The organism is Malonomonas rubra, assembly GCF_003247215.1.
GTDB lineage: Bacteria > Desulfobacterota > Desulfuromonadia > Desulfuromonadales > Geopsychrobacteraceae > Malonomonas > Malonomonas rubra_A.
In genome coordinates this window covers 1-20,712 of the sequence record NZ_QKAP01000031.1, presented here as the reverse complement: position 1 = coordinate 20,712, position 20,712 = coordinate 1, and the positions used below count along the sequence as shown (strand labels likewise).

The window sequence follows — 20,712 nt, the reverse complement described above, 5'->3', positions numbered from 1 at the left end:
CAGGGGAGGGAGCGTTGTAGACCCCGCCTGTCTCAGCGTGATTGAGGGAGGATGGACAGGAGCCGTGTACGAGGCCCGTACGCACGGTTCTGTGAGAGGGATGAGGTGGGTATTGATCAACCCACCTCACCCTACTCGATTTTTGAATATCTCGAAACTTTGCAGCACAAGGTGTTCACTTGTCGACGTCAACCTGGGTTGACGTCGACAACTCTGGTTGACGCCAAGAGTTGACCTTGCTGGGAAAAGGTTGCTGGAGATTTTGTTATCACTAGTAATAACAGATGGTTATCTTCGTGGCATATTCCTTGATCTATAGGCAGCAATATTATATTTCGCTGCCAATGGTTCGGAGGAGAGGCCGGACGGGGCACGATACCAACAGAATAGAAATGCTTAGCCCCTAAGGAGTGAGCCATGTATGAAGTAGGCAATGTGGCTGTTATCGAACAGCTGCAAGAAGATAAAACCCAAAGTCTTGTCGCTAAAAAAGAGAAATATGTTGCCAAAGGAATTTCCAGTCTTTTTCCGATGATCATCGAATCGGCTCAAGGAGCCGAAGTTAAAGATCTGGACGGCAACACCTATCTCGATTTCTACGGTGGTATCGGTGTGATCAATGCCGGTCACTGTCCGCAAAGTGTTGTTGATGCGATCAAACAACAGGCTGACAAGCTGCTGCATTCCTGTTTTATGGTGGGGATGTACGACCCGTACATTGAACTCGCTGAGAAGCTTTGTCAGATTGCCCCCGGCAACAGCCCTAAAAAAGCGATGTTCGTCAACAGTGGTGCCGAGGCGGTGGAGAACGCCGTAAAAATTGCCAAGGCTTATACCAAACGCCCGGGCGTGATCTCTTTCGAAGGCGGTTTCCACGGTCGTACCCTGATGACCATGAGCCTGACAAGCAAGGTCAAGCCGTACAAATACCAGTTCGGTCCTTTCGCCCCAGAAGTCTATAAAGCTCCGTCAGCAAATTGCTACCGTTGTATGTACAAAGCCAGCTATCCAGATTGCCAGATGACCTGCCTGGAAGCGTTTGAGCGTTTCTTTATCTCCGAAGTTGCCCCAGAGAGCATTGCCGCGATGATCATCGAGCCAGTGCAGGGGGAGGGCGGCTTCATCGTCCCGCCGAACGAATTCCTTCCCGGCCTCAAGCAGATCTGTGAAAAGTACGGCATCGTCTTCATTGCCGATGAAGTCCAGTCCGGTTTTGCTCGTACCGGTAAGATGTTTGCCTGCGAGCATTTCGGTGTTGAGCCGGATCTGATGACCATGGCTAAAGGGATTGCTTCCGGGATGCCGTTGTCCGCAGTGGTCGGTAAGGCGGAGATCATGGATGCCCCTGATGCCGGTATGATTGGCGGCACCTATGGTGGTAATCCGGTTTCCTGTGCCGCCGCACTGGCAACCATCGAACTGATGGAAAAAGAGCATCTTCCCGGTCGCGCCGAGAAGATCGGTTCACGGATTGTGGAGAAGATGCGTGAACTGCAACAGCAGTATCCGCAGATTGGTGATATTCGCGGACTAGGCTCGATGGCTGCGATCGAATTGGTCAAGGATCCGCAGACCAAAGAGCCTTTTAAAGATGCAGTGCCGGCAATTATACAGGAGTGTTTCAAGCGTGGTCTGTTGACTATGGGGGCCGGAATTTTTGGCAACGTTATCCGCTTCCTTCCCCCGACGGTTCTGACCGATGAGCAGCTGGAAAAAGGGCTGAATATCTTCGCCGAAGTTTTGTCTATCGTTCTGACTGAGAAATAAATTCAAGTCCCCACTGAACGACGGGGTTCAGTGGGGACTTTTTTTGTTGCGGGGGCTAAACCGTGAACTGCGAAATCTCTCATAAGATTCAGAGCAAAATCAGCTTAAACAATGTCAAAAGCGGGGAGCATCTGGAGTGGTTGAAACAACAGATGCACCCCTATTTTTTTATCACCAACACCGATCAGGTTGAGGCTCTGGCGAGCCTGGCGAACGGGCTGCACCAGCTGCAACGAGACCGGCGACTGGTGCTGGTCGATCGAGATGAACTGCTGATGCAGGCTCAGCTCAGCGTTCCTGGATCACTTTATGCTGCCTTGCGGGCCGCGCCGGAGCGGGACATCTCCTATCTGCAGTTCAATTCTTCCTACGCTTCACTGCCGCAGACCGAACATAAGCTTGAAGTGCTGCGTTTTGCCTTTGACGTTAAAAAAGATCAGGACATCGCTACGGCCGCCGCGCCGACGATCCCAATCGATATCTGGGACAATGTTCTTGGTGCCTTTGCCCAATCCTACGCCGATTTTGATGCCGGAATTTGTGCCAAACTGTTGAAACTGCTCTGGTTGAACAATGAAACGTATGTGCGCATCTCGCCGCCCGAACGGGTAGCTCGGTTGCTCTGGCTTTACCAGAAAACCGTGCAGCATGAGGGGATCTATCTGACTGTCGAGCAAGCAGAAGGTCTCGACGGTTTGCCGGAATGCCGTGTCTTGTTTGGGGTTGCCAACCCGCCGCAGAAAAGTTTTCTGCCGCAGATTCTAGAGGTTTTTAATCGGCTTGGCTACCAAATCAAGCGAGCTTACGGGTTGAAACTGAGCAACGGTGTGCACCCCTATTTTCTTGCCACCTTCTATCTCCGCACCCGGGCAGAGGCTAAACTGGCGAAAGGAAACGAGCGTTTTGTCGAGTTGCAGCAGGAACTCTACAACATCCAGCTGCTGCCAAGTAGTTCGCAAGCCTACCGTAAGCTGGTTCGTGGCGGTCTGGCCAGTGGCCCGGATGCCACACTGATTCGAGCTTTCATTGGCTTTTGTCATACCAATCTGGCACACAATCATCCCGACAGTTTCGATCTCGAAGGGGTTATGCGTGCTTTTCACAACCATCCGGAGATCGCTCTGCAGTTGGTCAAATTATTCCGGGTCCGCTTCGATCCGCAACAGCCCGAACGGGATCAGCAATACCAGCTCCTGTTAGCTGAGACCAGCGAGTCGATCGAGAATTTCAACAGTGGCCGGCGCTTCCTCGATCAGTACCGCCGCACCATCTTCCGCTGTTGTCTTGCCTTTATCCGCCATACGGTGAAGACCAACTTCTTTGTTGCTGAAAAGCAGGCCTTGGCATTTCGGGTCGATCCGGCCTATCTGGAGGAAATTGGCATGGAATTTACCGCTGATCTGCCGACCGATCGGCCGTTCCGCATTAGCTACTTTTCCGGCCGGTTTGGTTCGGGATATCACATCGGCTTCTCCGATATCGCCCGCGGTGGTTGGCGTACCCTGATTACTCAGGGGCGCGACGATTATGTGACCGCCGCCAATACCCTGTTCCGCGAGAACTATGTGTTGGCGCACACCCAGCACCTGAAGAATAAAGATATCTACGAAGGGGGCTCGAAGCTGGTCGCCATCCTCGACGCTGGCAGCAACGCCGACCCGGAGCAGATCAAGCAGCGCCTTTACAAGCTGCAGTACGGTTTCATCAACGCTTTCCTCGATCTGTATGTCACCGAGAACGGTGTCGCCAAGCATCAGCAGGTGGTCGATTACTACCGTGATGACGAACCGATCGAACTGGGGCCCGACGAAAACATGCACGACAGCATGGTCGAACTGATAGCCAAACAGGCAACCCGGCGCGGCTACCTGCTCGGCAGCGGCATCATGTCGAGTAAGAAGATCGGTATCAACCATAAGGAATTTGGTGTTACCTCGATCGGCGTGGTGCGTTTTGCCGAAATTACGCTGGAGGAACTGGGCATCGACCCGCGGCGCGATCCCTTCAGTGTCAAACTCACCGGTGGACCGAATGGAGATGTTGCCGGAAACGCCATGCGCCTGTTGCTGGAACGTTGCCCACAGGTACAGATCCGCCTGATCGTTGACGGTACCGGTGCACTGTTCGACCCGAAGGGGGCTGAGGCCAAGGCATTGCAGGCGATTCTGCTCAATGAGGATCTGCAGGCATTCGACCCGCAGGCTCTACATGATGGCGGGTTCATTATCTACCGCCAGCAGACCCGCTGGGACGGTATGCGCAAGCTGTACAAAATGGTGCGCAGCGAAGTGGGAGTGCTCGCGGAAGAATGGATTTCAACCGACGATTTTTACCGCAAGTATGACCGGCTGCTGTTTGAGGTCGAAGCCGATCTGTTTATTCCGGCCGGTGGTCGACCGGAAACGGTCGACGAACACAACTGCCAGCGGTTCTTCGCTGCCGATGGCTCCCCGAATACCCGGGCAATCGTTGAGGGGGCGAATTCTTTCATTACTCCGCAGGCGCGGCTCGAACTGCAGAAAAAAGGGGTGGTGGTCATGCGCGATTGCTCGGCCAACAAGTGCGGAGTGATCTCTTCTTCGTACGAGATCATTGCCAACCTATTGTTGAGTGATGATGAATTTCTCGCGCTCAAGTCGCAGTATGTTGGCGATGTGCTGGGGATTCTTAACCGACGCTCCGAGGATGAAGCGCGCCTGATCTTCCGTCGTCATTGCGAAGCGCAAGGAGATGCCTGTTACACGGAACTGTCCGATCAGATCAGTCGGGAAATCAACCAGCGGTACGCCAAACTGTTCAGCTTCTTCTCGGCCAATCAGCAACTTTGTGATGAACCACTTTATCGGCAGACTCTGGTTCGCCATCTGCCGAAATGCGTCGTAGAAGACCCATTGTTGCAACAGCGGATCGACAACCTGCCGAGTAAAATCAAGCAGGCGATTCTGGCCAGTGAGATTTCATCCTCACTGGTTTATAACGGTGGGGACAAAGACAACTATCAGGATCTGATCGAATGTCATCTGCGCAGGCTCCATGCGGTCGCGGCTTGATGTTGGTTCATGTCAAGCTGGTCGGGCTGTTCAAAACCGGCCGTTTTGTCCAACAGGACATAATCTGCAGGGACGGAACTAAAATTGAGGAGCTTATTGAGAGGCTTGAATTACCGCTTCAACATCTAGGGATCATCCTGTTGAACGGCCTTCATACTAGTAGCGAAACGGTTTTGAAGCCGAAGGACAGCGTTGTGCTGATGCCATTTGTCGACGGCGGCTAATAGGTAAGTAAGTAAAGATTTTTTCAGCAAACAGAACAAAGGACATGTTTTTATGAATATTCAAACGACTGATCCGGTCTCAGAGTCGGCAGCAGTTTCCTACCACCGTTGCATAGTTGATCTGCACTGCGGGACAAAGGAATTTGCCAATGTGCCCTGTCGGAATTTTGAGGATGTGCTCGGTGGTTTCGGCCGTTCCTTTCAGGAACTGGCACAGCGGCAGATTGACAACGCTTATTGTGACGAGAACCCATTGATTATCAATACCGGGTTGCTGACCGGATCAACCGTGATGACCGCTTTGCGGACCTATTTTTCCGGTTATAGCCCGATCAAAGGTTCAAAGAAAGGTTTGCCGGCAGCTATGTGGTCAACCGGCAGCGGCAAGTTTGGAGCCAAATTCAAGTGGACCGGCCTGGATGAGCTGATTTTCGAGAACCGCTCGGAGCATCCGGTCTACGTGGTGATCAGCGAGAGCGATTCCGGTCCCAAAGTTGAATTGAAACCGGCCGAACACCTGCTCGGTCTGTCGACGCACGATAAAATTATGGCTCTGCAGAAAGAATATCCCGATGCGCATTTTGCCGCCATCGGTCCGGCAGGGGAAAACTGGAAAAACAATTATATGGGCGCTGTGGCTCTCTCGACCGAGAACCAACTAAAGTCGAAAGAGGACAAGTGCCGTTTCGCCGGTCGGGGCGGCATGGGCAGCCTGATGGGTTACAAGAACGTTCTCGCTCTGGTCGCACAGAGTAAGGATAAAGTCCGCAAGCCGAGCGAGCTGGTTAAAGCGGCCAATCTCAACGTTATCAAAGGGGGCGGCTCGGTCCGCATCCAGCCGCTCAGCCGTGGCGGTGGTGGTGGAACCTGGGCGGCATACGATGTGCTGCAGGAGTTCCATGCCGTTCCTTATAACAATTTTCGCCCGGCGGGAAACGATATCCCTGAAAAGCTGTTCCGCGAAAACGTTGAGCCCGACTATCACATCCAGACGGAGGCCTGTTACCGTTGCGGGATCGCCTGCCACAACAATATTTCCGAAAAAAATGTCGATGGCAATAAAGGGGAGTTTCTAGCCAAGTTCGACTACGAGCCGCTCAATCTGCTTGGCACCAATATCGGGATTCACAATGCCGGTCAGGCCGCTCGGCTGATCCAGCTGGGTGACAACTACGGTATGGACTCAATTTCTCTCGGTGTCACCATCGCTTATGTGATGGCCTACAACGAGCGACACCCGGAGGCACCGATTCTCAATGGTGCCCGTTTTGGCGATTATGAAAAGGCCCGTGACCTGATCATCCGGGCGGGAACGGGAGACTGCCCGGATGTCGGACAAGGATTGATGCGCTTGTCGGAACAGCTTGGAGAAACCGCTTACGCCTATCAGGTTAAGGGGCTGGAGTTACCAGCGTATCAGCCAGAAAGTAACCCCGGTTATGCCTGGGCGATTGCCGGAGGCCATATGTCGATGGGTACCTACGGTTTGCTGACGCGCGAAGGGAAGTCGGATCTCGACTCCTGGGTGCGGGGGGTCACCGAGGACAAGCTGCATATAGTAGGCTTCGACATGATCGGACTGTGCAAATTTTTCGATATCGCCAAGGGAATCGGTACGCAGATGGTGGTCGATTGCCTGAAAAGTGAATTTAACTTCGATGTCACCATTGCTGATGTTCGCGCTGCTGTGCGCCGCGCCTTTTTGCGTGGACTGGCATTGGAGATGCGTCAGGGTTATAGCAAAGACGAATTCCGCATTCCTGCAGAAACCATCGACAAGCCGAATCCTCACATTAAACTACCAAACATCACCAGCCGCGAATTTATTGACCAATTGGAAAAACGGGTCTGGGAAATTTTCGAGCCAGAGCTGGAAGGAATCCTGAATTAATGCGTTGGGAACAAGGGAGGACATACCTTGGTCGATAATCTCTATGAGCTGACTCGCGGCGATCAGAAACTGCAGCTGGGAATGGATGTTTCCGTGCACTGGGTGGAAAATGGATTTTACCGCCGCGGCAAAGGAGTCGTTGCTAAACTCGAAAAGTTCAGTGTCATGGTTCGCCTTTATGCAGCAGAGGGGACAGTGCAGAAATCGGACGTAAAAAGGCTGCTCAGTTTACCTCGTTTTGCCGATCAGACCCGTTGGTCCTGGCGTAACTGCGTGCTGCCGGCACGATAACTTGTAACTACTCAGCAAAGGGCCTGACGTCTCCGGCGTCAGGCCCTTTTTTACGGTGTTCCGTCCTGAAATAAGTTTACACCGAGGAGACTTATTTCAGGACGGGACACCGGTTTCAAAACCGGTTGCATAATTTGCTCGTGATGAGAGTTAAAAAATCAGTCGATGTCTTATTCGTTTGGGAGCATGTGAAATGGTTGCAGCTATGAAATAGACAAACATCAAAGCTGGCGTCGGCGGCAACAGGTGATGGTAGGAAAAACCTATGATGACAAATTTAATAAAAGTAATAAGCCCAAAAAACTCCCGGTAAAATTGCCGGTGCCTTAGCCCCTCCAATGCCAATAAGAGCAGCCCGCTTGAGGCGACAAAAATCAAAAAAGTTCCCGTTATCCGATCATTGTCGTTGAAGAGAAAAGAACCGATAAAAAGAGCCACTGCAATTTGGTGTAATGACCTGACAAGGATAGATAAATACCTTACCGGATCAGGGCGGTCGGCCACCCTTCCAATCTTTCCTGGTTCGTTGTTTTTTTGGTAGGTCATATTCCTATGTCTTTGCTTTTAATTCTCTGTGAGGTTAACGCCCGCCCGCTAGAGAAGGAAACCGACAGCATCTGTGCTTAGAAACTTTATAGTTTAAAACCACTGTTTGTGATGAGTATTATTTTTAGCTTCAATCATTTATGACGGTTATGAATACCGAGCATGAAGCGGTGCGGTCCAGGAACTCCGGTTGGAATAAGGGCGATTTCATCATCTGGTTTTAGATTTTTATCAAGGCTGCATGCGATGTGATTGCAAAAAACACCTTCGACTCGCTCTAGCGGCAGATCAAGCTCTTCAGCCACAGAAGAGGCCGTTCGACCTTCTGGATCAGGCAGGTTTCGGCAGTTGGTGAGAGGCCACGTTCGAGACGTAGACTGTGCAGATTGCCGAAGAGGCGAATGCTTGTATTAGGCGTTGTTGTCATCTGGTTATTCTCTATCGTGATTAAATAGATGTAATGAGGCGATCAAGCTTAGCCGGTAAGGCTGTTCCGGTAATCGGCTAAGATTTTGGCGTGATCGAAACAGAGCTGTGGCAGTGCATCAAGGTAGAACAATTTGGCTTGGGCCGCATCATCGCCGCCGCACAGCAGGCCCTCGCCCTCAGCTGTAAAAACTACAGAAATATTGTGCTGACGTGGATCGCGATCAGGCTCGGAATAAGCGTGAAACTGCTTTAGGTGTTTCAGGTCCAAGGCAGTTTCTTCCTGGGCTTCACGCAGTGCTGCCTGCTCCAGGCTTTCGCCGTAATCGACAAAGCCGCCGGGGAGGGCCCAACCGAACGGTTCGTTTTTGCGTTCGATCAGCACGATCTGTTCTCCCTGTCTGATGATGATGTCGACCGTCGGGAATGGGTTGCGATAGGTGGTGACGGTAGCGTTGCAGTTGGGACACTTGAGGCTGTTGTTAGGCATGGTTGGCTCTTTTCGTCATATAGCAGGCATTGCAAAAGGCACATCGCCCAGTCATAAAGTACTGCTGGTTCTGAATACTCTCTAGAGAATCTTCTCTGAATAAGTTTAATGTTGATCCAGCCCGTAAGTCTTGATCTTGCGGTGCAGAGTGTTGCGGGCAATGCCGAGGATTTTGGCTGAAGCAGTAATGTTCCAGCGGTTTTCCTCCAGAGTTTTTTTAATGGCTTCGGCTTCTGACTCCTTGAGAATACGGCTTTGCGGTGGTTTGATTCCTTTGCTGCGCATGACCTTAAGCAGCATTTTTTCCAGCCCGCGAAGCGATAGCAGCAGCTGGTTCAGTTCTCCGGGGCTTAAGTTTTGCAGATGGTCTTCGTCGGCGTAGTTCTGCCAGAAATCATCCGGCCGTTGTGCGGTGGCCGTTGCTTTCGGTTCTTCTGCTGCGGTGAGTTGTAGTCGGTCGGAGCGGTTCGGGCGCTCCTCGGACAACCGGGATGACAAGTGCGGAACACTGATCGTGTTTCCGTCGCACAGCGCGACAGCTCGGCGCAGGATGTTCGCCAGTTCCCTGATGTTTCCGGGCCAGGAGTAGTTCTCCAGTATCTCGGCCGCTTTGGGATGCAGTTTGAGGCCAGGGCTGTACTGCCGGATCAGATGCTCGGAAAGCGCTTTGATGTCTTCACGACGCTGCGCAAGGGTGGGCGTTGACAGGCGAACGACATTGAGCCGGTAGTAAAGGTCTTCGCGGAACGATTTTTCTTCGATCGCTTTTTCCAGATCGACATTGGTGGCGGAAATAATCCGGACATCGGTCTTAATTGGTCGTTCGCTGCCGACACGACAGAACTCGCCGGTTTCGAGGACGCGGAGCAGCTTAACCTGGATCGAGGGACTGGCATCACCGATCTCGTCCAAAAACAGGGTGCCTCGATGCGCCAGCTCAAAGATGCCTCGGCGCGACTGGTTGGCACCGGTGAACGCACCGCGCTCATGGCCGAAGAGTTCACTTTCCAGTAGGTTTTCCGGTAGCGCTCCGCAGTTGACGGCAATGAAGGGTTGATCGGCTCGGTTTGATGCAGCATGGATGAAGCGGGCCAGCACCTCTTTACCGGTCCCGGTATCGCCCTGAATCAGAATGTTGATATTTTTGGCGGCGATCTTGTAAGTCAAACCGACCATGCGACGCATTTCCAGAGAGCGGCCGACAAAGAAGCCGACCCGTTCGGCGATGGCGTCCCACTCTTCCTTTTCGACCTGCCCCGTTTGCAGCTTATGTACATGGTCGGCGGCCTTGTCGATCAGTGTCTCTAGCTCGTCGATGTCATCAAATGGTTTCTCGATGTACTCAAATGCTCCGCACTGCATCGCCTGGACCGCCGTTTTGATCGTGCTGAAGCCGGTCATGATGATGACTTCACAGCTTGGTTGAGCGTTTTTGATGTACTGCAGCAGGGTCAGCCCGTCGGTGTCGGGGAGCTTCAAATCGACCATCGCCACACTGAATGGGTAGTTTTCCAGTGCTGAAAGTGCTTCTTTCTCATTGGTCGCTGTGACTACTTGAATGTCTCTCTTTGCAAGCAGGCGTTTAAAAAAGTTGCAGACATCCACTTCGTCATCAATGATCAGTATTCGCTTCTCATTCAATGTTATCTACCTTAATTGCAAGAGGCTCGTTCGAGGTGTTTTCGGGCAAGGGCAGTATCAGAGAGAAGGTACTTCCCTTGCCCAATTTGCTTTCGACTTCCATGGTTCCCGAATGTGATTCGGCAATTCCGAGGCTGACCGATAAGCCGAGGCCGGTCCCTTTGGTCGCATCTTTACTGGTGAAGAAAGGGGTGAAAATCTTTTTCAGATTCTCTGGAGCAATGCCGATTCCGTTGTCGGTTACACTGAGCACGACCCAGGATTGACCGTTCACCTCCCGGACTCCGGAGGAGACGGTAATCTGTTTTTTGCGTCGCGGCGATTCATTCAAGGCGTCGCGGGCGTTGATCATCAGATTGGTAATGACCTGCTGTATCTGTGCGCCATTAGCCGTTGCCAGCGGCAGGTTAGGGTCAAGCTTATCGAGCAACTGGATCTGGTTACGGTTAATCTGATAGCGAATCAATCCAAGTACCCGTCTGACCTGCTCGTTCAGGTCGATTTCGGTCATCGGAACTTGATCTTGGCGGGAGAAGGTCAGCAGGTTCTGAATAATTCGTTTGCAACGTAAGCCACAGTTGATCACATCCTGCAGGCTTTCAAATTCGGGGGAGTCGGTTTCCTGCTCGCGTGCTAACATCTGGGCGGTGCCGATGATGACCGTCATCGGGCTGTTCAGCTCGTGCGCAACACCGGCAGCCATCTCACCGAGAGCCGCAAGCTTGGCCGAGTGAACCAGCTGTGCTTCCATTTTGGTTTTCTGGGTGACGTCCTTGAGGATAATGGTGATCGCTACCAGCTGCTTTTCTTCGTTGAAAACCGGGTAGTAATAGATTTCCAACAGCGTCCCTGAATCGGTCTGCCAGTTGCGTTGCATCGGTTGGCCGGTGCGTTTTATCTCTTCGATTGGACAGTTCGGGCAGACATCCGACTGGCCATGCAGAAGAGCAAAGCATTTGTTGCTCAGGGCCTGTTGCCAGGGTTGACTCAGCTCGGGAGGTAGTCGGCCGTTATGGCGCAGCACATTGTAGTCGACATCGACCAGGAAAATCGGATCGGTCACAGCCTTGAAGGTCTCTTCCCACTCTTTGGTAGTGCGTGAAACCTGTTTATACAGACGCGCATTCTGGATGCTGATTGCCATCTGATCGGCCAGGTGACTGGTAAAGTTCAGCTCGGCCTTGGAGAAAGGGGCTTCGGTCGAGCGGCCAACAACCAGCGCGCCGATCACTTGGGCACGTTCAAACATCGGGGCGATTGCAAAAGAGGTTAAGGTCTCTGCGTATTCCTTATTGTACCAAACGTGCGAACTGGGGCCGTGATTCGCCTCGAAAATGCCGGCCGTTTTGTTTCGGATGACCTCCCAGGAGGGGGCATCGTCTGGAAAATGATCGATGCGGCAGTAGTCACGCGGAGCCACAGCTTTCAGCTGCAATTTTCCTTTTTTCAGGACAATGATCCCCATAAAGGTACAAGGGAGTGCTTGTGGAAGTTTGTTGAAAGTGCGGTCGAGGATGTCTTGAATCGACATGTCGATGTTGATATCGCGAGTCAGCTGGTGGAGAATCTCCAGGCGACTGTTCTGTTTGAGCGCGTCCTCAGTGGTTTTTTTCAACTCGACATAATAGTTGAGCTTCGAGGAGTTGACCCCGGTCAGTTGTTCCAGCAGTTTCTCGCGATTTTTCACAGCGACCCCCTAAGTCGAATATGCAGCTACAGTGCCTTGAAGAATATGTCCTCAATATCCTGCAGATTTGCCTCGCGCGGATTGGTGATCAGGCAGGCATCGTTGAGGGCGTTCTTGCTCAGAGCCCTAATCATCTCCGGTTTGATGCCGATTTCTCCCAATCCCTTGGCCAGGCCGATATCTTGCAATAACTCGTTGACCGCATTGATCGCCAGGACTCCGGCTTCGGTTGCCGGCATCCCTTGAACCTGCCTATCCATGGCTGAGGCAATGGTGGCGTAGCGGTCCGGAACGGCACTCAGGTTGAATTCCATGACATGTGGCAGTATCGCAGCATTGGTCTCGCCATGGTGCTGATCGATCAGACCGTCAACCTGGTGAGTCATGGCGTGGGTGGCGCCGAGGATGGCGTTTGAGAACGCGATCCCGGCCGAGAGGCTGGCCATCGCCATGTTGGTGTTCGCTTCGATATCATTTCGGTCACGGACGGCCTGTCGCAGGTTCTGCGAAATCAGGCGGATGGCGTTGATGGCATGAATATCGGTTAGCGGGGTCGCCGCCAGCGAAACGTACGATTCGATCCCGTGGGTCAGGGCATCGACGCCGGTAGCTGCGGCCAACAGACTGTCCTTGGTGTGCAGTAGCTCGGGGTCGACAATGGCGATGTCCGGAACCAGCGATTTGGAGATGATCGACATCTTCAGTTTGCGGGCAGTGTCGATGATGATGGTGAACTGACTCACCTCGGAACCGGCACCTGCGGTGGTCGGCACCATGACCATCGGTGGCAGTGGCCGGGAAATATTGTTGATCCCCTCGAACTGTTGCAGCCAGCCGTCGTTGGTGGCGAGCATGGCCACTGCTTTGGCAACATCGATCGGGCTGCCGCCGCCGACAGCAATAATCGCGTCACAGCCTGAGCTCAGGTATGTCTTCACCCCTTTTTCCACCTCGGTGTCTTTCGGGTTGGTGGTCAGGTCGGCGAACAGCTCGGTCTTCAGCCCGACCTGTTTCAGGTAGTCGATGGCCCGGTCGGCCCAGCCGGCGTTGATTACTTCCGGATCGCTGACGACAAAGGCTTTGGAGGCTCCCAGGCGCAGGGCGCTTTCGCCAACCTGGCTCAGCGAGCCACAGCCAAAAATAATTTCCGGGGTGACAAATTTACTGATGTTCATAACTATTCTTTCTTATTGTGGTATCGGATCTGTGGTTCACTGCTGTTGATTGAACCATTATCGCAGAAATATCCCTGTTTTTCTCGTTTGGCAGCAATGTTGCTGAACGACCACCTGTTTCAGCAAGCAGGGCAATTCGACTAAGGATCAGCGCGCATACATGTTTAAGGCTTCCGGCCATGGCCGTTTTTCGTTCCGTGGCAGATTGCCAGACGTTTTTACCCGGTGCGGGGTATTGAGCAGACGTCCGTTGTCGATACGGATGGTTTCTCCTCTCAGGCGTTCCGGCTGTGACGGATCGTGGGTGGAGAAGATGACCGTGATCCCTTCGTCGGGCAGTGTTCTCAGTAATTCGTCGAAAATAGCCAGGCTCATATTGTCGAAATTGGCAGTCGGCTCGTCCAGTAGAAGAACCTTTGGCTGTAGTGCCAGGGCTCGCGCCAGGGCGACACGTTGTGTCTCGCCCCCGGAGAGTTCGTCGCTGCGGCGCTGGGCAAAGCCTGCTAGCCCGACACGCTGTAATGCCGAGTCGATGCGTTGTTGGCGCTCCCGGCCGGTAATGCTGCGAAGTTTCAGGCCATATACCAGATTGTCAGCGACCGTACCGTCCAGCAAGTAAGGAGACTGCTCGACCAAGGTGACTTGCCGACGCTGAGCTCCCAGTCCTCCGTGGCAACCGGAAATTCTGATTGTTCCCTGCTGAGGAACCGTCAGAAACGCCAACAGCTTCAGCAGGGTGCTTTTTCCGGCTCCGTTCGGTCCGGTCAAGGCGTAGATACGGCGTGGTAGCAACTCCAGCTGGCTGACTTTCAGGCTGAAGGTTTTTCCCTGCCTGAGGATCAGGTTATTTACACTTAGTCGTCCGTCCATTAATTCATCTCTGTTGCAAAATATTCAATCCCAAGTTGACAAGAAGGGCCACGGTCATCAATACGATCCCGAGAGCCAACCCGAAAGAGAACTCGCCTTTGCTGGTTTCCAGCGCAATGGCTGTAGTCATGGTGCGGGTGCTGTTTCGGATGTTGCCTCCAAGCATCATCGCCACCCCGACTTCGGCGACGACCCGACCGAAACCGGCGATTATAGATGCCATCACGCCGAAGCGGATCTCGCGTAACAGCTGCAGGGCGGCTTGGAACTGTGAGGCGCCTAGAGTCAGGGCTGTGTTGATAATGCGGTTGTCCGCCCCGGTAACCGCAGCCAGCACCAGGTTGGCAACGATCGGCGTGGCCAGCACCACCTGTCCGGCGATCATTGCCCAGGGGGTAAACAACAGGCCGAACGGGCCGAGTGGTCCCTGACGACTGAACAGACCGAACAGCAGCAGACCGATTACCACTGTCGGTAACGCCATCAGTGTGTTGAGCAGGGAGATCGCCAACTGCCGGCCGCGGAAGCGGCTGAGGGCCAACCACAAGCCGATCGGTATCCCTAGGGCTGGTGCGATGACAATCGCCGTACTGGAGGTGTAAAGTGAGGTCCAGACAGTCATCTGGACCTCCCGATCGAAGCTGAAGATCAGTTCGATGGCTGTTACGAGTGAGTCGCCTAAGTAGCCCAACAGAGTTCCTTATTCAGCAATGTAAAATAGCTGCTTGCCGCCTTTGCGGAAGCCGGTGATCAGCTTTTTCGCTTCGTCGGACACGAGAAAATTAAGGAATTTTTTCGCTAGTTCGACTTTGACGTGCGGATGCTTGACCGGATTGACCATGATTGCGCCGTAAGGGTTGAACAGGCCCGCATCACCTTCTACTGCGATCTTCAGCGGGGTTTTATCGGAATAAGCGATGTAGGTACCGCGGTCGCTCAGAGTGTAACCTTGGCGCTCGCCAGCCATGACGATCACTTCCCCCATGCCGCGGCCCGCTTCCAAGTACCAGTCGCCAGAAGGTGTTACGTCTGCTTTTTTCCACAACTGTTTTTCTCGGGTGTGGGTGCCGGAATCGTCGCCACGGGAAACAAAGGTACTTTTGCTGGCGGCAATCTTTGCCATAGCGGTGGCAGCGTCCTTGGTTCCCATGACGCCAGCTGGATCGCTGTCCGGACCAAGAACGACAAAGTCGTTGTACATGATGTCGAGTCGGTCGACGCCATACCCTTGCGCCACAAACTTATCTTCCTTGCTGCGGGCATGCACCATGATGACATCGACGTCGCCAGTTTCGCCCAGCTTGATCGCTTTACCGGTGCCGACAGCGATCACGTCGACTACGCAGTCATTGGCTTTCTCGAACGGCGGCAGCAGGTAAGCCAGCAGGCCGGAGTTTTCGGTCGAGGTTGTGGTCGCCAGCCGCAGGTGCTCGCTGGCCAGTCCCGGGGTGATTAAGGTCGTCAGCAGAAAGGTGCTAAGCAGTAATTGGATTAAAGCCTTCATGTCGTCATAACTCCCTGAACATATCTGTTTTTAGATGATTTTCTCTATGAACTGTTAAGTTCCTGTTAGTGCGTTTCTTTTTAAATGGGTAGGCGTTTGTCTAGCCAGAGACTGAGCAGGGTTTTGCAAAAGCTGTGTCAATTTAGTTGTGAGCTTCTTCGTAGCTCTTACGAGCGTACTTGTCAAAGAGTGCTGTCGGTTGGAGTAAGTCCCCGTCTTTGAACGCTGTTTTGTATACGCGATGCGAATATCGGCCAAATTTTTGCTGAGTCTTTTATGAGAGAAAGAGATGGCAAAAATAGCCTCATGCGAAATGACCATTGAAGGGGAGGGGGTGTGCTGTTTTGGGGCAATACGTTCCAGAATGTAGCTGAATGTCACTCATCGCTCTTCTGCTTTTTGGGGGGGTAGTAGCTGCCCTTATTGGCTCACATCGCTCCAAATCGGAACGCTCTGTATCGATATTTTGCGGTCCCTGATGGTCTAGTCCAGATGTTGTTTGTAACGGATTGTTTGAAATTTAATATTGTGTTTACAGTATGTTAGCAATTTTTTTCTCTGGCTGGCATCGTTGTTGCTGATAGCCTAAACCCGCGTTCTATTTTTGGATGCAGTGGGCTGAAACAAATTCAAACAACAAGAAGGAGAGAAAAAATGGCTTTAGCAGATCAAACTTACGGCTTCTTTATTCCGACTGTGTCTCTGATGGGTGTTGGCTGTTCCAAAGAGACTGGCGACCAGGTTAAGGCGCTTGGTGGTACCAAGGCGTTGCTAGTTACTGATAAGGGGATCTCGTCAATGGGGATGGCCGACCAGATCAAAGAACAGGTCGAAGCCGCCGGCGTTGCCGTGGAGATTTTCGACGGTGCCGAACCAAACCCGACCGACATCAACGTTCACGACGGTCTGAAGATCTATCAGGACAAAGGTTGCGACACTATCATTTCTTTGGGTGGCGGCTCTTCGCACGACTGTGCCAAGGGGATCGCAATGGTTGCCACCAACGGCGGCCATGTCCGTGACTTGGAAGGGGTTAACAAAACAACCAAGGCGATGCCTCCGTTTGTCGCCATCAACACCACAGCCGGTACTGCCTCGGAGATGACCCGTTTCTGCATCATCACCAACACCGACACCAAGGTCAAAATGGCGATCGTGGATTGGCGCTGTACCCCTAACGTTGCCATTAACGACCCGGTTCTGATGGTCGGCAAGCCAGCTCCGTTGACCGCTGCAACCGGTATGGATGCTTTGACTCACGCTGTCGAGGCTTATGTTTCGACCATCGCCACTCCGATCACCGACGCTTGCGCGATCAAAGCGATCGAATTGATCGCAGAATACCTGCGTCCGGCAGTAGCTAACGGTCAGAACGTGGAAGCACGCGATAAGATGGCTTACGCTGAGTACCTGGCCGGGATGGCATTTAACAATGCCAGCCTCGGTTACGTTCATGCCATGGCTCACCAGCTTGGCGGTTTCTACAACCTGCCGCATGGTGTTTGCAATGCCATCCTGCTGCCTTCGGTTTGCGAGTTCAACATGATCTCCAACCCGAAGCGTTTCGCAGATATCGCCGTAGCCATGGGTGAGAACATCTCCGGTCTGTCTGATGTCGAAGCAGCAGCTAAAGGCATCGCAGCAATCCGGAAGCTGTCTGCGGACATCGGTATCCCGGCCGGTTTGACCGAACTTGATGTTAAAGAAGGCGACCTCAAGATCATGTCCGAGAATGCTCAGAAGGACGCTTGTATGCTGACAAACCCGCGTCTGGCGACCCTCGATCAGGTCATTGGAATTTATAAGGCTGCCATGTAACGGCTTTTGTTGATCGAAACCGCCGGCGGATATCGCTTTCGCCGGCGGCAATCTCCGAGCTTGAACACCTTAAAGGATTTCTCCTGATGGTGGCAGGCCACTGGGTTTTGCTGGAAACGGTGAGGCCTCCCTTTCGGAAAGGAGATTGAATAAGTGTTGATGTATGGACCTTTTATGAAAGGGAATCATTGAGATGGACAAGATTTTTCGCGTAAATATGACCGACCTGACCAGCAGTGTCGAGGAAGTGCCCGCTAACTGGGCCGGTCTTGGTGGCCGGGCACTGACCTCGACCATCGTTGCCGAGGAGGTGGTGCCAACCTGCCATCCGCTCGGCCCCAATAACAAACTGGTATTTGCCCCCGGCCTGTTGTCTGGAACCCCAGCAGCCAACTCCGGCCGCATGTCCTGTGGCGCCAAAAGTCCGCTAACCGGCACCATCAAAGAAAGTAACGCCGGTGGTACCAGCGCTCAGCAGTTCGCCAAGATGGGGATCAAGGCGCTGATCATTGAAGGTCAGCCAAAGAACGATAAATTCTACAGCCTCCATCTGACCGTCGATGGGGTGAAAATTGCTGAAGAGAGCGAGCTGATTGGCAAGGGCAATTTTGCCGTCATCGAGGCGCTTGAAGCTAAGCACGACAAGAAAATTGGCGTTATCACAATCGGCCAGGCCGGTGAAGCGAAGATGGCTGCCGCCAATATTTCGGTTAAAGATCCCGACAGCAAGATCCGCAGCCACGGTCGTGGTGGGATGGGCGCGGTCATGGGGTCGAAGAAGATCAAGTACATCACCATTGACTCGACCGGTGCCGGCGCGATCACCATCGCCGATCCGGAAAAGTTTAAAGTTGCGGCCCGCACTTTTGCCAAAGCCTTGCTGGATCATCCGGTTGCTGGTGAAGGTCTGCCGACCTATGGGACCAATGTGCTGGTGAACATTCTCAACGAGGCGGGCGGTCTGCCAACTCGTAACTTCACTTATGGCCAATTTAAAGCCCACGACAACATCAGCGGCGAGACGATGCACGATACGATTGTCGAGCGCGGAGGTAAAACCAAGCACGGTTGTCACGCCGGCTGTATCATTCAGTGTTCTCAGGTTTACAACGACAAAGATGGCAAGTATGTAACTTCCGGCTTCGAGTATGAGACCATCTGGGGACTGGGAGCCAACTGCTGCATCGAAACTCTCGACGATATCGCCGAGGCCGACAATATAATGGACGATATCGGTGTCGATTCAATCGAGACCGCAGTTATGTTCGGTGTGGCAATGGAGGCCGGAATTCTTCCCTTTGGCGACGGAAAGGGCGTGATTCGTCTGCTGAAAGAAGAGATCGGCAAGGTGACCCCGCTCGGTCGTATCCTTGGAGGTGGCGCGGGCAGTGTCGGCAAAACCTACGGTGTGACCCGCGTTCCAGTGGTCAAGAATCAGGGCATCCCGGCTTACGACCCCCGCAGCGTCAAAGGGATCGGCATCACCTACGCGACCAGCACCATGGGTGCCGACCACACCGCTGGATATACCATTGCCACCAACATCCTGAATGTCGGTGGTTTTGTCGATCCTCTGCAGAAAGAAGGTCAGGTAGAGCTGTCACGTAATCTGCAGATCGCTACCGCTGCCGTTGACTCAACAGGTATGTGTATCTTCATTGCCTTCCCGGCGCTCGATATCCCCGAGTGTTTGCCGGCGCTGATCGATATGATCAATGCCCGCTTCGGCATCGAGTTGACCGGTGACGATGTGACCGACCTTGGCAAGAACATCCTCAAGACCGAGCGTGGATTTAACCTCGCGGCGGGTTTCACCAACAAGGATGATCGTCTGCCCGAATTTTTTAACGTCGATCCGGTTCCGCCGCACAACGTGGTCTGGGACTTCACCGATGAAGAAATCGATGAGTTCTGGAATTTTTAAACAGTCTCTTAAGAGAGTGTAGACTCTCTCTCCTGCCCGGAGTGGGTCACAGTGTCCCACTCCGGGAATTTTTTTCTCGGTGACTGCCGGGAGACTATCTAGGGGCATTATGAAGATTTTGGTCAAATTGTTTGCCAACTTTCGTCAGGGGCGTTTCAAGGTTCAGGAATTTGAGCTTTCCGTGACCACAACCTGTGCTGAGGTGGCGGCAATGCTTAAAATCGCCGAGGCAGAGCTGGGTGTGGTTCTGGTTAACGGACGCCATGCTCAGTTGGCACAGCCGTTGCGTGAGGGGGATACGATTTCCTTATTTCCGCTGGTTGGTGGTGGTTGAAATGAGCGATTTGCTCGTTTTTTTACAGGCCAGGAGCAGAAATGGTCTGCTTCCCTGGGCAGCGCAGTTTGCTGCCAGTCAGTGCTTCCGCAAAGGTTTGGCTGAGGTGGAGGAAATCGCACTTGCAAACGGACTCCTGCCTGCCCGTTACCAGCGCAACCGGGCGATGCTTTCGGTCCCTGAACAACATCGACTCTTTGCACGTCACGTCGCAGTGATCGGTTGCGGTGGGCTCGGCGGGTACGTTCTCGCAGGGCTGGCCAGGCTGGGGATTGGCAGAATTACCGCTATAGATCCTGACTGTTTTGAGGAACATAACCTGAACCGGCAGTTGCTTTCATCGATTAAAAATCTTGGGCAGCCGAAAGTGGCGGCTGCGGTTGAGCAGCTTGGCGCGATCAATCCTGCAGTGACTGTAATTGCGTATCAGGAAGCGTTTGGCATGGGCAACGGTGAGCGCTTGTTGAGGGGCGCCGATGTAGTGGTTGACTGCCTTGACAGCGTGACAGTCAGACTTGAACTGGCTGAGGTTTGTACCCTGTTGGGAATCCCGCTGGTGCATGGGGCGATTGGCGGTTGGTATGGCCATGTCAGCACCGTATTGCCAGGGGCACTGTCTTTCGATCGACTTTATGGGAATAACGACAATGGCAAGGGTGTTGAGGTGACGATGGGCAATCCCTCCTTCACTCCAGCTGTTGTTGCCGCCCTGGAAGTTGCCGAAGTTTGTAAACTTTTGCTCGATAAAGGTTCGATCCTTGATGATCGCGCACTGTCTATCGATCTGCTCGATATGGAGTTTACTGAAATAACACTTTGATCCTTTGCTGCCATCTGTTTCGGGCGGGCAGTGGCGGAGGAATAATCTATATCGGAAAGGATGTTGATATCATGCAGGTCATCTCTTGTCTTAAACAGGTTCCCGATACCACACAGGTGCAGATCGATCCTGTTACCAATGCCCTGGTGCGGGATGGTATCCCTTTTATCATGAACCCCTATGACACACACGCGCTGGAAGAAAGTCTGCGGCTGCGTGACGATTACGGCGTGCGCGCGGTCGCCCTGTCGATG

At 53.0% G+C, this 20,712-nt stretch carries 18 protein-coding genes, 1 pseudogene and 1 riboswitch; of the genes and pseudogenes, 10 read left to right on the top strand and 9 right to left on the bottom strand.

Annotated elements, in window-relative coordinates:
• Positions 1 to 417 precede the first annotated feature (417 nt).
• The 5 genes from gabT (at position 418) to Q7J88_RS03120 (ending at position 7,223) form a co-directional block, all read left to right on the top strand.
• Positions 418 to 1,767, top strand: coding sequence for a 4-aminobutyrate--2-oxoglutarate transaminase (gene gabT / locus Q7J88_RS03140; protein ID WP_303720697.1), 1,350 nt, complete (start codon positions 418 to 420; stop codon positions 1,765 to 1,767).
• A gap of 62 nt (positions 1,768 to 1,829) precedes the next feature.
• On the top strand, positions 1,830 to 4,817 hold the full coding sequence (locus Q7J88_RS03135; protein WP_303720696.1) for an NAD-glutamate dehydrogenase domain-containing protein: 2,988 nt from the start codon (positions 1,830 to 1,832) through the stop codon (positions 4,815 to 4,817).
• A complete protein-coding gene (locus tag Q7J88_RS03130) occupies positions 4,781 to 5,041 on the top strand; it encodes a MoaD/ThiS family protein (protein ID WP_303720695.1) in 261 nt (86 codons plus the stop codon). Before Q7J88_RS03135 ends, Q7J88_RS03130 begins: the two co-directional genes overlap by 37 nt.
• Positions 5,042 to 5,093: 52 nt before the next feature.
• Complete coding sequence (locus Q7J88_RS03125; protein ID WP_303720694.1) at positions 5,094 to 6,932, top strand: aldehyde ferredoxin oxidoreductase C-terminal domain-containing protein; 1,839 nt, start codon at positions 5,094 to 5,096, stop codon at positions 6,930 to 6,932.
• A 27-nt stretch (positions 6,933 to 6,959) separates the two neighbouring features.
• A complete protein-coding gene (locus Q7J88_RS03120; protein ID WP_303720693.1) occupies positions 6,960 to 7,223 on the top strand; it encodes a hypothetical protein in 264 nt (87 codons plus the stop codon).
• A gap of 150 nt (positions 7,224 to 7,373) precedes the next feature.
• Here the strand turns inward: Q7J88_RS03120 and Q7J88_RS03115 are convergent, their stop codons facing one another.
• From Q7J88_RS03115 to Q7J88_RS03075, 9 genes are all read right to left on the bottom strand, one after another.
• On the bottom strand, positions 7,374 to 7,769 hold the full coding sequence (locus Q7J88_RS03115) for a hypothetical protein (protein ID WP_303720692.1): 396 nt from the start codon (positions 7,767 to 7,769) through the stop codon (positions 7,374 to 7,376).
• Between the two features lie 277 nt (positions 7,770 to 8,046).
• Complete coding sequence (locus Q7J88_RS03110) at positions 8,047 to 8,196, bottom strand: hypothetical protein (RefSeq protein WP_303720691.1); 150 nt, start codon at positions 8,194 to 8,196, stop codon at positions 8,047 to 8,049.
• 48 nt (positions 8,197 to 8,244) lie between these two features.
• Positions 8,245 to 8,685, bottom strand: a complete 441-nt coding sequence (locus Q7J88_RS03105; RefSeq protein ID WP_303720690.1) for an NUDIX hydrolase — start codon at positions 8,683 to 8,685, stop codon at positions 8,245 to 8,247.
• Between the two features lie 105 nt (positions 8,686 to 8,790).
• Entirely contained in the window at positions 8,791 to 10,326 is a 1,536-nt protein-coding gene (locus Q7J88_RS03100) for a sigma-54 dependent transcriptional regulator (protein ID WP_303720689.1), read from the bottom strand.
• Positions 10,319 to 12,013: an ATP-binding protein gene (locus Q7J88_RS03095; RefSeq protein ID WP_303720688.1), complete on the bottom strand. Its 1,695-nt coding sequence runs from the start codon at positions 12,011 to 12,013 to the stop codon at positions 10,319 to 10,321. Before Q7J88_RS03095 ends, Q7J88_RS03100 begins: the two co-directional genes overlap by 8 nt.
• 26 nt (positions 12,014 to 12,039) lie before the next feature.
• Complete coding sequence (locus Q7J88_RS03090) at positions 12,040 to 13,188, bottom strand: iron-containing alcohol dehydrogenase (protein ID WP_303720687.1); 1,149 nt, start codon at positions 13,186 to 13,188, stop codon at positions 12,040 to 12,042.
• Positions 13,189 to 13,335: 147 nt separating this feature from the next.
• Entirely contained in the window at positions 13,336 to 14,058 is a 723-nt protein-coding gene (locus tag Q7J88_RS03085) for an energy-coupling factor ABC transporter ATP-binding protein (RefSeq protein WP_303720686.1), read from the bottom strand.
• Positions 14,059 to 14,062: 4 nt separating this feature from the next.
• Positions 14,063 to 14,749, bottom strand: a complete 687-nt coding sequence (locus Q7J88_RS03080; RefSeq protein WP_369681956.1) for an ABC transporter permease — start codon at positions 14,747 to 14,749, stop codon at positions 14,063 to 14,065.
• 9 nt (positions 14,750 to 14,758) lie between these two features.
• On the bottom strand, positions 14,759 to 15,562 hold the full coding sequence (locus Q7J88_RS03075) for a substrate-binding domain-containing protein (protein ID WP_303720684.1): 804 nt from the start codon (positions 15,560 to 15,562) through the stop codon (positions 14,759 to 14,761).
• Between the two features lie 654 nt (positions 15,563 to 16,216).
• On the opposite strand from Q7J88_RS03075, the gene Q7J88_RS03070 reads away from it, so the two are divergent.
• The 5 genes and pseudogenes from Q7J88_RS03070 to Q7J88_RS03050 all read left to right on the top strand — a co-directional run.
• Positions 16,217 to 17,380 carry an iron-containing alcohol dehydrogenase gene (locus Q7J88_RS03070; RefSeq protein ID WP_303720683.1) on the top strand — a complete coding sequence of 388 codons (1,164 nt, stop codon included), beginning with the start codon at positions 16,217 to 16,219 and terminating at the stop codon, positions 17,378 to 17,380.
• 40 nt (positions 17,381 to 17,420) lie between these two features.
• A riboswitch (molybdenum cofactor riboswitch) is annotated at positions 17,421 to 17,540 on the top strand.
• Positions 17,541 to 17,573: 33 nt separating this feature from the next.
• Complete coding sequence (locus Q7J88_RS03065) at positions 17,574 to 19,304, top strand: aldehyde ferredoxin oxidoreductase family protein (protein WP_303720682.1); 1,731 nt, start codon at positions 17,574 to 17,576, stop codon at positions 19,302 to 19,304.
• 109 nt (positions 19,305 to 19,413) lie between these two features.
• Positions 19,414 to 19,638, top strand: coding sequence for a MoaD/ThiS family protein (locus tag Q7J88_RS03060; protein ID WP_303720681.1), 225 nt, complete (start codon positions 19,414 to 19,416; stop codon positions 19,636 to 19,638).
• 1 nt (position 19,639) lies between these two features.
• Positions 19,640 to 20,458, top strand: a complete 819-nt coding sequence (locus tag Q7J88_RS03055; protein WP_303720680.1) for a HesA/MoeB/ThiF family protein — start codon at positions 19,640 to 19,642, stop codon at positions 20,456 to 20,458.
• 71 nt (positions 20,459 to 20,529) lie between these two features.
• Positions 20,530 to 20,712, top strand: a pseudogene (locus Q7J88_RS03050) (electron transfer flavoprotein subunit beta); the annotation flags it as partial.